This is a genomic window from Niastella caeni (assembly GCF_004834005.1).
Taxonomy (GTDB): domain Bacteria; phylum Bacteroidota; class Bacteroidia; order Chitinophagales; family Chitinophagaceae; genus Niastella; species Niastella caeni.
Genome location: NZ_STFF01000001.1, coordinates 1,734,322 through 1,746,826, shown reverse-complemented (window position 1 = coordinate 1,746,826; position 12,505 = coordinate 1,734,322). Strand labels below are relative to the sequence as shown.

Here is a 12,505-nt window from a genome sequence, read left to right as displayed (position 1 = left end):
TTTTTAAATTTTCCGCAACAGACTTGCTCAACGATTTTTTTCAATATAACTGGCACACCTTAAATGCGGCTGTTATTATACAATTTTATTTACTAAAGGCATGCCTGCTTCAAAGTCATTTATATTTTGCAGGGTGATTTGGGCAATTTGGGTAAGCGCTTCATCAGTAAAAAAGCCCTGGTGACTGGTGATCAATACATTCGGAAAGCTCATCAACCGCATAATGTCGTCATCTTCAATGATCTCTTCTGATAAATTATGAAAAAACAATTTTTCTTCCTGTTCATATACATCAATTCCAAGATATCGCAAATGACCGGTTTTTAAAGCATGAATAGCTGCGCGGGTATCTATCAATCCCCCGCGGCTGGTATTAATTAACATAAGACCCGGTTTCATTAAACCGAATGTATCTGAATTTATAATGTGCCTGGTTTGGTCAGTGAGCGGGCAGTGAAGAGAAATAATATCGCATTGTGGCAATAAACGGGTCAATGGCAGAAATTCTATACCCCTTGCCTCCAGTTCTTTATTGGCAATAAGGTCAAATGCCAACACACGGCACCCGAACCCTTGCATGATATGGCAAAAAACCTGACCAATTTTTCCGGTACCGATTACGCCCACTGTTTTTCCATTCAAATCAAAACCGGTCAATTTCTCCAGCGAAAAATTGCCTTCCCGCACCCGGTTATACGCTTTATGCGTTTTGCGGTTGAGGGTCAATATTAAAGCGACTGCATGCTCTGCAACCGCATAGGGCGAATAAGCCGGCACCCGAACCACTTTTATATTATGAAATTGTGCAGCCGGAAGGTCAACATTGTTGTAACCCGCACAACGCATGGCAACTATTTTTACACCCAGGCCCGCCAGCAGCTTGATCACTGCTGCATTCAATACATCATTTACAAAGGCACAAACAGCAGTACAGCTATCTGCCAGGGTAACTGTTTGTTCGTTCAGCTGGGCTTCAAAGAATACCAGTTCGTGGCTGGTATTATAGCGGCTGAAATATTCCTTATCATATAGCTGGGTGGAGAAAAAGGCGATTTTCATGGTAACAAAAGTAGCTAAATACCCGCCCACACCACAATGCAATACTTATCTTTGCCCTCCTTTTCACCCGCCAAAAGGCGGCGAAAGGTTTAAAAATTTACAGGATATGTTCAACAAACGGGTAAAAGTTAAAGATCTGCTGGCCAGTGAGGCTACCGGTCAGGAAGTTATTGTTATGGGTTGGGTGCGTACTTTTCGTAACAACCAGTTTATAGCGCTGAACGACGGAAGTACCAATAATAATCTGCAGATAGTAGTTGAACTGGGTATGCTCGATGAAAATACCCTCAAACGCATCACTACCGGCGCTTCCCTGAAAGTAACCGGCGAAGCAGTGCCTTCTTTGGGTAAGGGTCAAAAAGTAGAAATAAAAGCAAAGTCACTGGAAATATTGGGCGATAGTGACGCGGAGAAATACCCTTTGCAACCCAAAAAGCATAGCCTGGAGTTTTTACGCGAAATAGCCCACCTCCGTTTTCGTACCAACACCTTTGGTGCGGTATTCCGCGTGCGCCATGCACTGGCATTCGCCATTCACAAGTTTTATAATGAAAAGGGCTTTGTATATATGCACACGCCCATTGTTACTGCCAGCGATGCAGAAGGCGCTGGTGAAATGTTTCGCGTAACTACATTGCCGTTCGATAATCCGCCGCGCAACGAAGACGGTTCTATAAACTTTAAAGAAGACTTCTTTGGCCGCAGCACCAATTTAACGGTGAGCGGACAGTTGGAAGGCGAACTGGCAGCAATGGCCTTTAGTGAAGTGTATACGTTTGGCCCCACCTTCCGCGCTGAAAATTCAAACACCGCCCGCCACCTGGCTGAGTTCTGGATGATAGAACCTGAAATGGCGTTTTACGACCTGGAAGATAATATGAACCTCGCCGAAGAGTTCATTAAATATATCATTCGCTATGCCATGGAGCATAATCGCGAAGACCTGGAGTTTCTGGCGCAACGCCTGGCAGAAGAAGAAAAACAACTGCCACAGGATAAACGCAGTGAAATGGGCCTGATAGAAAAGCTGGAATTTGTAATAAACAATAATTTCGAGCGCATCACTTATACCGAAGCCATCGATATTTTGCTCAATTCACCGGCGTATAAGAAAAAGAAATTCCAGTACGAAGTGAAATGGGGCATCGATATGCAGAGTGAGCATGAGCGGTACCTGGTTGAAAAACATTTCAAAAAACCGGTGATCGTTACCGGTTATCCCAAAGAGATCAAAGCGTTTTATATGCGGCAGAACGACGATGGTAAAACCGTAGCTGCTATGGATATTCTGGCGCCCGGCATTGGTGAAATAGTAGGTGGTTCGCAAAGGGAAGAACGCCTGGAAAAACTCACCGAGCGTATGAAAGAAATGCATATTCCTGTTGAAGAAATGTGGTGGTACCTCGATACCCGCCGTTTTGGTTCTGTACCGCACGCCGGCTTTGGCCTTGGCTTTGAACGGATGGTATTGTTCGTTACCGGTATGACCAATATTCGCGATGTGATTGCGTTCCCAAGAACGCCGAAGAACGCGGAATTCTAATATAACTGCAATATTTATAAAGGCGAGGCACGGTTCGAAACCGTGCCTCGCCTCTTTTATTCGTGAATAGAAACAATGGGTATATGTGAATGGGTTATTAATTCGCGACTTTGGCTCTTATGAAATAAGGAATCGATGAACCGGTGTTTTTTAGGTATCAACATCACCAGGTCGAGGTTATTATTTTCAGCGAATCCATGAATACCTTCTACCACATCTTTACCCGTTAATTGAACATAGGTTGGCCTGTTTTCCTCAAGCATGGCATCGAGGTAGGCTGTTTCCATGGTGGCCTCGGTTACATCCGTTTCCTCATCATCTTTATCTTTTACATTCAACACATATAATTCAGCGCCAAATTCCTTTACTATACTTTTAATATAATCAATCGGGGTTGATTGTACTATATTTTCAAAATCACAAGCCAGGCCTATTCTTTTAATGCCATGGTAGGTAGTGCCGGGTGGTACTACAATAACCGGGCATTTTAAATGACGGATAGCATTCAACGTAGTGCTGCCCATGATAATTCTTTCAAGTCCGGTGGCGCCATGGCTGCCCATGATGATAGCCAGTGGCTGTACCGATTTGCAAAGTTTTTCCAGTTCTTCGATGGTGTCGCCTAACCGGGCTTCGCTATATACCTGTACCTGACCTGACGTTACCTGAACAAGATTTCTTTTTATTTCTTCCAACCGCTCTTCGGCGGTTCTTTTCAATTCTTCTACAGATACGATTTCTACAGGTACAACAGCGCCGTCTGCAAAGGATACCGGTACATTGTACACGTGCAGTAATACGATACCGGCATTAATAGCCTGCGCCATGTCAACGGCATAGTTTAATGCATTGACCGAAACAGACGAAAAATCGGTAGGAACTACCAGTGTTTTCATGTTTTTCTTTTTTTGATTAATTAAAAGTACTAGCTCTGTTTATCTATAAAATTGATGAAAGTCAGCAAGCTGACTGATTATTATATATGGAAAAATTGTGCCACCGCATCTTAGGTTCAAACCAATAGTTATGGCTGAAATTAACATCCCTGCCGCAGGCGGTAAAAAAACCGGTGTGCGCAGAAGTAAAAAACATAGCACCCGCGTTGACTTAACACCCATGGTTGATCTTGGGTTTTTGCTTATTACCTTTTTTATTTTTACTACTTCTATGTCGAGCCCCAGGGCTATGAATTTGGCAATGCCAAAGGACACACCTCCCGATAAGCAAAACCAGGTGCCAGAAAGCAATGCATTAACGGTGATACCGCTTAATGGCGACAAGATCTTTTACTATCATGGTGATTTAAACGATGCATTAAAGGCAAATACCTATGGCGTTACCAATTATTCGGTCACTGAAGGAATAGGACAAATTGTGCGTACCAAACAGGTTATCCTCAACCGAAAGAAACCCGGCAACCGGGATGAATTGGTAGTAATGATAAAACCAACACCTGAAAGTAATTACGAAAATCTTGTAAGTGTTTTAGATGAAATGCTGATCAATGATGTAAAGCGTTATGCGGTTATGGACTTAACACCCGAAGAAAAAGAAATCGCGTTAGCTAAAAGTGAACTCCAGTAGAAGTTATCCTGGTTGCAGGCATACTATAGATTAACGGATGGTTAACCGTGATACCCAAATACCCGGTAGCCGGTTTTACAAGAAATAATAACTGAAATTTTGTGGTGGAAGTAGTGTTTTGTAAATTGTATGTCCCTCGTGATTTCAGGTAATTCATTGTATAAACCGAAATAAATAATACTATGGCAATTCCGGTAGTTAACCTCGCCGATTTTTTATCAGGCGATCCACAATTAAAGCAGGCATTCGTCAACCAACTCGGTAAAGCATATGAGGAAGTTGGTTTTGTGGCAGTAAAAAATCATGGCATCCCCGACGAATTGATAGCTGATCTGTATAAATATGTGCAACAGTTTTTTGCGCTTCCATCCGATGCAAAAAAGAAATATGAAATACCGGGGCTGGCTGGTCAGCGTGGCTATACTTCTTTTGGAAAAGAACATGCAAAAGGCAGTGATGCGCCGGATCTGAAAGAGTTCTTCCAGTTTGGGCAGATCGTTGAAGATAGCGATCCCATTAAAAGCGAATACCCCGATAACGTACATGTAAATGATATTGCCGCTTTTAATACCACATTTACAAAAGCGTACCGGGCATTTGAAAAATCGGGCAGGGCGTTATTGCAGGCCATTGCATTGTATCTGGGTCTTGATGAACATTATTTCGACAGGCACATACATAACGGCAATTCCATATTGCGGGCCATACATTATCCGCCCATAACGCAGGAACCTAAATCGGCCATTCGTGCCGAGCAACACGAGGATATTAATTTAATAACCTTACTGGTTGGCGCATCAGCAGATGGATTGCAAATACTCACCAAACAAAATGAATGGGTGCCGGTAACGTCTTTACCAGAGCAAATTGTAGTAAACGTGGGCGATATGTTGCAAAGGCTTACTAATAATAAGCTGAAATCTACTACGCACCGTGTCGTAAATCCCCCAAGGGAAATGTGGGGTACTTCCAGGTTTTCTATCCCATTCTTTCTGCATCCCAAAGGCGAAATGAGCCTGGCTTGTTTGGAAAGTTGTATAGATGCCGATCACCCCAAGGCATTCCCCGATGCTACCGCCGGCGAATACCTGGATGAACGATTAAGAGAAATTGGACTTAAAAAATAATTGATAATCAAAGAGTCCCGACAGTTACTGTCGGGACTCTTTCTTTTAACTCCTACTTAACCAATTGCTGATTAATTTAGATTTATCAAACATAATTATTCAAACAGGGCCCATTGAATAATTAATGTATGAGCTTTTTCGTTAATAATAATACATCACTTTAATTGTAAAAACCTGACCACATGAAAAGAAATGTACTTTATAATTTGTTGCTGTTACCACTGGCTATGCTTGTAGCCACGTGGGGCATGTCGCAAACACTGGTTGAAGACCAGAATCCCAACTATTTAGTAAGCCAGGCAAAATATACTGCCATGGCCGATTCACTCAACAGCCTGCACGGTACTACTCCGCAGGAAACCTACAAAGCCATTGACTGGATGGCCGACAGACAGGCAAGGCGCGATGAACGCAGAGCCTTTCGCCGTCAATTGCGTATGGAAAGGGCCAGGTATGGTTGGTACTATAACGACTACAGTTATTATTCTCCCACCAATTACTATCCCGGTTATTCACGCAATTACTGGTACAACTATCATCCATATCACAACTACTATCGCCCCCGGTATGGTAATAATTACTGGAACCTGGTGCCACTGGCGGCTACAGCAGCAACGGTGGGCTGGTTGTTAACGCGGTAATAAAATTGCCTCTCAGCTAATTGTGAATGCTGTGTAAATGGAAAACGTTTAAACCATTTCCATGAATGCACGTTATGCTGAATAAAAAATAAATAATTGTATTTTCTACATAACTTCGCTTTTAAAATAATTACAATGAAACGAGTATGTCTGGCCGTTATGGCCCTGGTTGTAGCCGGTATGAGTTTTTCTTCCTGTTCGCATAAAGTAACCCGTATTGACCCCGGTGAGCAGGTTGACCTGAGTGGCCGCTGGAACAATACCGATTCCCGCCTCGTAGCTGAACAAATGATTGAAACAGTTTTGCGCGAAAGATGGTTAGGTGATCACCAGGAAGGACATAACGGACAAAAACCAGTGGTAATTGTTGGGTTTGTTACCAACAAAAGCCATGAGCATATTGAGGCTGAAACTTTCGTTAAAGACGTAGAACAATCTTTTATCAAATCAGGCAGAGTGCGGTTGGTACAAGGTGGTAAAAAAAGAGATGAACTGCGAGCTGAAAAAGCCGATCAGCAAACCAATGCTTCAGCTTCCAGCATGAAAAAGTTTGGGCTTGAACAAGGCGCTGATTATATTCTGCAAGGTTCTATAAACTCCATCGTTGATTCGCAAAAGCGTAAAAAGGTAGTGTACTATCAAATTGATCTGGAGCTCACCAATATTCAAAGCAATGAGGTAGTATGGATAGGGGACAAGAAGATAGCCAAATTCGTGCAAAATTAAAGTACTCAACAGCAGGATCTCTGCAATAATCACTGCATGGTTTTATCATTTCAACATATGATAAGAGCATTGGCTGTAGTGTGCCTGATGCCTTTGTTATTTTCCTGCGCCACTTACAATAATCGTATTGGTACGTATTACGAACAAGTGACCAATAATCAGTACGACAAAGCTTTTATGGCCATAGATCATAACAAACTGTTGCAACGAAAACGCAACAGGCTGCTGTACCTTTTTGAAAAAGGGAAGATGGCCCACTTAATGAAGCAATACGATAGCAGCAACTTGTTCTTTAACGAAGCCGACCTGTTTATTGAAGATGCCCGCACCTCGGCCTCAGACATAGCCCTCGGCACTTTGTTGAATCCCATGATGGAAACTTACAAAGGCGAAGACTTTGAAAAATTCATGGTGCATTACTATAAGGCATTAAACTACCTGGGGCTGGGGCAAGGCAATGAAGCGATGGTAGAAGCCCGGCGTATATCCCTGCGCAGCTATGCACAACAGGATAAAACCGGAAATAATGCAAACCGTTATTCAGATGATGCATTTGCGCTGATGATGCAGGGTATTATTTACGAGCAAAGCGGCGATATGAACAATGCATTTATCTCGTATAGAAATGCCGTAGACATATTTTTAAAGAACAATAACCGTTGGTATGGCGTTAGCCTGCCCGGGCAGTTGAAGCAGGATCTTTTGCGTACGGCTGCCGCCAATGGTTTTATGGATGAAGTGCAACGGTATTCAACCCTGCTCAATACCACTATACAACCATCTGCAAAAGCACCCGGTGGCGAGTTGATTCTTTTTTGGGAAAACGGACTGGCGCCGGTGAAACAGGAACAGAACTTTTTCTTTTCGTTGACCAAAGATGGGCTCGGCAATTTCATGTTCACTGATGCCGCCGGCTCGGTAAACGTTCCTTTTATATACGACAATAATTATAATGCGAGTAATATTAAGGCAGAAGAGCTGCGGTCACTAAGGGTAGCTTTTCCCAGATACCAGGAGCAACCTGTTTTTTATACCCAGGGTACTGTGTCGGTAAATAATGCACAATACAATTTTGAACAGGCCGAAAACATCAATGACCTGGCATTTGCCACTTTGAAGGAGCGGTTTTTAAAAGAAATGACCAAAACGCTTAGCCGGTTGGCTATAAAGAAACTGGCTGAAGCGGCCGCGCGGCCTAAAAAGGACGATAAGAACAAGGATGAGAAGGAGGCCCTGGCTGCGGCCATACAGGTATTTAGTTTTGTTACCGAAAAAGCCGATACCCGTAACTGGCAGAGTTTACCCCATACTATATTATATACGCGCATTCCCCTGCAACCGGGTTCCAATGAGTTGCAAATAAACTTCACCGGTCAAAATCAGCAAACCAAACCAATACGTCTGGTAGTAGAGGGCAATGGCCGCCTGCAGGTACAGAATGTTTGTACGATGCGGTAAGCAATGCGTGTAAAAGGCCCAGAAGCCGATTTTATTATATGTGTAATTAAGTATATGAGCATTCTCAGTTAGGGTGCTTACCCGTTCACTCTTTTTAATACCCTCTCAAAAAATTTTTGCTGTCGTTTTATTTTTTTCTGATGCGAAAAAAAAGTTTTGCCACCACTTTAGTTTTTTCTGACGCAGAAGATTTTTTTTCGATATCGGTTTATTTTTCTTCTGATGCGAGTAAAAAAATTTTGCCACCACTTTAGTTTTTTTCTGACGCAGAAGATTTTTTTTCGATATCGTTTTATTTTTTTCTGATGCGGAAAAAAAGTTTTGCCACCATTTTATTTTTTTTCTGACGCAGAAGATTTTTTTTGATATCGTTTTATTTTTTTCTGATGCGAGTAAAAAGTTTTGCCACCACTTTAGTTTTTTTCTGATGCAGAAGATTTTTTTCCGATATCGTTTTATTTTCTTCTGATGCGAAAAAAAAGTTTTGCCACCATTTTAGTTTTTTTCTGATGCAGAAAAAAAGTTTTGCCATCGTTTTATTTATTTTTTTGACGCAGATATTTTTTTTTGTGACCCATTTAATTTTTTTTGTCGTTGTCTAAGTTTTTTATGCATCCATTTTGTTTTTTTTGAGCTTTTAGAAAGGATTTTCCTACAGTTTTACCCGCTTTGACAAAAACCCTCGACAACCCCTTAACAACCTTTTATAGGTTCATTCCCCTTTCTGGCCAGTCAATTTCCTCCACTCACCACTCTTTTTCTACCATTCATCCAATCCCAAAAAATTCTTTCTGGATAAGCCAAACGCATATTTAATTGAAAATCAAGTTTTACTGGCTTAACTAGTTAGCAGCTTATGAATATTACCATAATAAAAATGGTACTATGTGTTGCATAGTACTAAAATCCACCCTATATTTGTGTTGTGAAAGGGAATAAAACCCCGACTTCACAATCAGCCATGCCAATCCCAATTAGTATAGCCATTTTGATCGCCCTGTTTGTACTGGGTGGAAAAATGAACAAGCAACCAAAAGGCAGTCCTGCCGAAGTGGTGATCTTAGGCGGTAAACAATATAGTCTGGTAGATAAAAAAGATAGCTGTAATACCTTAGTGGTGATGAACCCCAAGCAAAACGACAACACTGTTATCATTAAAGGCCAACGGCAAAGCGCCCCTATTGAAAATATTTTTCAGTTTTTGGGTTTGTACCAAATAATAAAAGCAGAGCCCTTGACACCAGTAAACAATTCTATTAACAGCAATATTAAACAGGCGGTTTGTCTGTAAAATGAATAGCCATGAACATTGAGAACACCCAAAGTCAGATGCGGAAAGGGATACTGGAGTTTTGCATTCTCTCAATCATTCGCCGCGGGGAAGCTTACCCGAGTGATATCGTGGATGAAATGAGAGGTGCCAACCTCCAGATCCTGGAGGGTACCCTTTACCCCTTATTAACCCGATTGAAGAATGCCGAAATGCTAACCTATAGATGGGTAGAGAGTAATTCGGGCCCTCCCCGCAAATACTTTTCATTAACGCCAAAAGGGGAGGAGTTTTTTAAAGAGCTGGAAACTACCTGGAACGAACTGGCCAATGCCGTGAATACGCTGGCCAGTAAACGGGAGTCGCTGGTATCATCGGCAGGTAATAACACAATAGAAAATTCAGAATATCCTACAGAAACAACCCAACCCAACAACTAAAACTTCAACCAACAAACACTATTCACCATGAAAAAGGTAATCAATATAAATTTCCAGGGCAGGGTAGTTCCTATTGAGGAAACTGCTTACGAAATATTAAAGCAATACATCGAAAGTTTGCGAAGGTATTTTGCGAATGAAGAGGGGCGTGATGAAATCATTAATGATATCGAAAGCCGTATTGCTGAATTGTTTTCTGAAAGATTAAAAAAGGGCGCTACCTGCATTACCGATGAAGATGTGCAGGCTGTAATGGCCAGCATGGGCCGCCCTGAAGATTTTGAAGCAGAAACCGGCACCAATGGCGGCACCACCACGGGAACCGGTCAGCAGCAACAAAGTTCTTCGCAGCAGTCGCAGTCAGCCACTGGCGCATACAGCCCGGGCCCTGGTCGCGGCCGACTGGTTCGTAATGCCGACGATAAAATCATTGCCGGTGTGTGTAGCGGATTGGCGAACTACTTTCACATAGACCCCGTGATCATGCGCATTGTTTTTGTGTTATTGTTTTTCACCGGCGGTTCAGGCATACTTGTTTACCTGATATTATGGGTTGCTGTTCCTTCGCAGTCAATTCAGTCAAACATTACTAAAAGATTATACCGCAGTTCCGATGATAAGGTAATTGCAGGTGTTTGTGGTGGCCTGGCCGCTTATTTCAATATCAGCCTTTGGGTCCCTCGCCTGATCTTTGCTTTGCCATTTATCATCACGTTATTATCCGGTCCTTTTAACTGGTTCTGGGGTGATATTGATTTCTGGATCGGACCGCGGATAGTGACCGGTTCATTAGGCAGCACCTTGTTTGTAACATACATTGTTTTGTGGATTGCGGTACCCATTGCCGTTACTGCAGCAGAAAAACTCGAAATGCGGGGGGAGCGGGTTGATCTGAACTCTATTCGTGATACTGTTAAAGAAGACCTGGAGAGTTTCAGATCAAAAGCACAGAACTGGGGTAATGAAGTAAAGCAATCTGCTCAACAGTTCAGCACCCAGGCACGGCAGTTCGGTCAAAGCGAACGGGTTAAAACCTTTACATCAGAAGCCTCCACGGCTGCACGTGGCGCCGGCAGCGGTATTGCCCATATCATAGGTGTATTATTCAAAGCTTTCTTCCTGTTTATAGTTGGAATGATTGCACTGGTTTTATTCGGTGTATTGGTGGGTTTGCTTTTTGGCGGTGTACCGGTAATGTCGTTCAAAGAATTTTTGCTGGATGGGTTCTGGCAAAACTCACTGGCCTGGTTAGTTGTATTGTTATTCCTGGGAGTTCCCATTATAGCATTGATTACCTGGTTGATCCGCCGCATTATGGGCGTTCGCTCTAAAAATCATTATCTCGGTTATGTATTCGGTACTTTATGGTTTGTTGGCATCGTAAGCGCTGCTTTGCTGACCGGTTCAATATTCCGCAGTTTTAAATCAAGGAATTTTATAGAAGAGAATTTCTCCATGGCACAACCTACCAATGGAAAATTGACCCTGGATGTTACGACCAACAACATTAACTATCGTTATTACAGCAATGACTGGTTCGATTGGGAAGATGGCGATTGGCCTTTGTTCGGCGCTAACCTCGATTCAATTATGATCAATACGGTTCGTGTTGATGTGGTGAAAAGCAACGATAACGAATTTCATATTACTAAAGTTAAGTTCAGCAGAGGTAAAGACCCGGTAACTGCCCGGAATATCGCTGAGAAGATCAATTTTCCGGTTTCACAAAATGATAGCATTGTATACCTGCCCAAAGGATTTTCTATCAGTAAAAATGAAAGGTGGCGGGCTCAGCAAGTGCTGTTGATCTTACAGGTTCCGGTTGGTAAAAGATTTCATTTAGACAGAAGTGTTTCAAGATACGATTGGTTTGATGTACGATATAACCACCGTGGCGGTATTGATATTGATGATAACTGGGAACGTACTTATTGGGTTGAATCGGGTAGAGAATACATTATGACACCCGATGGTCCTAAGGAAATTTCAAGGCTCGACCAGGAGGCATTGAAGAGAGGCGAATATAAAGAGCGTGATAAAGAGGAGGAAATTGAGGATAGTGTTAAAGAGCGGATTGAAAAAGAAATAAGAAAAAAGAAACAGATGGAAGATGCGGTGCCTGACCGGCTAAAAAGAAATAGCGATTCTACCGGTGGTTACCGCTATCGCAAACAAAGCCCGGAGAATAAAAAGGATTCCACACCCGCTAAAGCCACTTCGGTTTAGGTGAATGTTGATAGAAAAATACAAGCCATGAAGTAAGTGCAATTAATGTCCTGATCAATATTATTCAATAAAAACTCCCCCGCCGCTCTGTTATCCGAACGTCGGAAGCAGGCGGGGTTGAAGTTGGAACAACAGGGGCCCTTTTGAGGGCCCTTTTTAATTGAAGGCAATGTTGAATATCGAATATCCAATTTCAAATGTAGAAGTCAGGGCAAAGAAATGAAAAATTAAGAATGAGAAACAGAGGAATGAGAAAGGGAAGACAGAAATCAGACGAATATCGAATGTTCAATTTCCAATATTGAAGTTGAATATAGTGTGTAGCTGTATTTGCTTCCTGCTTTGAGCTTTCCACTTTCGGTTGTATTTGTATTCGGTTGTAGCTTGCATAGTACAGCTTGCAGCGGTTTTCTGCCTTATTCCCTTATTTT

The 12,505-nt window shown here is 42.3% G+C and carries 11 protein-coding genes; 9 read left to right on the top strand and 2 right to left on the bottom strand.

Going from position 1 to position 12,505, the window contains the following annotated elements; all coding sequences use genetic code 11:
• Positions 1–75 precede the first annotated feature (75 nt).
• Entirely contained in the window at positions 76–1,059 is a 984-nt protein-coding gene (locus tag FAM09_RS07015; RefSeq protein WP_136576332.1) for a 2-hydroxyacid dehydrogenase, read from the bottom strand.
• Between FAM09_RS07015 and asnS the strand changes: the two genes are divergently transcribed.
• A complete protein-coding gene (gene asnS, locus FAM09_RS07010; RefSeq protein WP_449406770.1) occupies positions 1,058–2,602 on the top strand; it encodes an asparagine--tRNA ligase in 1,545 nt (514 codons plus the stop codon). The genes FAM09_RS07015 and asnS overlap by 2 nt on opposite strands.
• Before the next feature lie 56 nt (positions 2,603–2,658).
• Here asnS and FAM09_RS07005 read toward each other — a convergent pair whose 3' ends face one another.
• Entirely contained in the window at positions 2,659–3,498 is an 840-nt protein-coding gene (locus FAM09_RS07005) for a universal stress protein (protein ID WP_136576331.1), read from the bottom strand.
• Between the two features lie 130 nt (positions 3,499–3,628).
• Between FAM09_RS07005 and FAM09_RS07000 the strand changes: the two genes are divergently transcribed.
• The 8 genes from FAM09_RS07000 (at position 3,629) to FAM09_RS06965 (ending at position 12,074) form a co-directional block, all read left to right on the top strand.
• Entirely contained in the window at positions 3,629–4,186 is a 558-nt protein-coding gene (locus tag FAM09_RS07000) for an ExbD/TolR family protein (protein WP_136576330.1), read from the top strand.
• Positions 4,187–4,368: 182 nt separating this feature from the next.
• Positions 4,369–5,313: an isopenicillin N synthase family dioxygenase gene (locus tag FAM09_RS06995; RefSeq protein WP_136576329.1), complete on the top strand. Its 945-nt coding sequence runs from the start codon at positions 4,369–4,371 to the stop codon at positions 5,311–5,313.
• Positions 5,314–5,495: 182 nt separating this feature from the next.
• Complete coding sequence (locus FAM09_RS06990) at positions 5,496–5,954, top strand: hypothetical protein (protein WP_136576328.1); 459 nt, start codon at positions 5,496–5,498, stop codon at positions 5,952–5,954.
• Positions 5,955–6,089: 135 nt separating this feature from the next.
• Entirely contained in the window at positions 6,090–6,680 is a 591-nt protein-coding gene (locus FAM09_RS06985; RefSeq protein ID WP_136576327.1) for a penicillin-binding protein activator LpoB, read from the top strand.
• 57 nt (positions 6,681–6,737) lie between these two features.
• A complete protein-coding gene (locus tag FAM09_RS06980; RefSeq protein WP_243751612.1) occupies positions 6,738–8,138 on the top strand; it encodes a COG3014 family protein in 1,401 nt (466 codons plus the stop codon).
• A gap of 961 nt (positions 8,139–9,099) precedes the next feature.
• Positions 9,100–9,429: a hypothetical protein gene (locus FAM09_RS06975; protein ID WP_136576326.1), complete on the top strand. Its 330-nt coding sequence runs from the start codon at positions 9,100–9,102 to the stop codon at positions 9,427–9,429.
• Between the two features lie 11 nt (positions 9,430–9,440).
• Positions 9,441–9,848, top strand: a complete 408-nt coding sequence (locus FAM09_RS06970; protein WP_136576325.1) for a PadR family transcriptional regulator — start codon at positions 9,441–9,443, stop codon at positions 9,846–9,848.
• Between the two features lie 27 nt (positions 9,849–9,875).
• Positions 9,876–12,074 (top strand): PspC domain-containing protein, encoded by a 2,199-nt coding sequence (locus tag FAM09_RS06965; RefSeq protein WP_136576324.1) that lies wholly within the window; start codon positions 9,876–9,878, stop codon positions 12,072–12,074.
• The last annotated feature ends 431 nt before the right edge of the window (positions 12,075–12,505 follow it).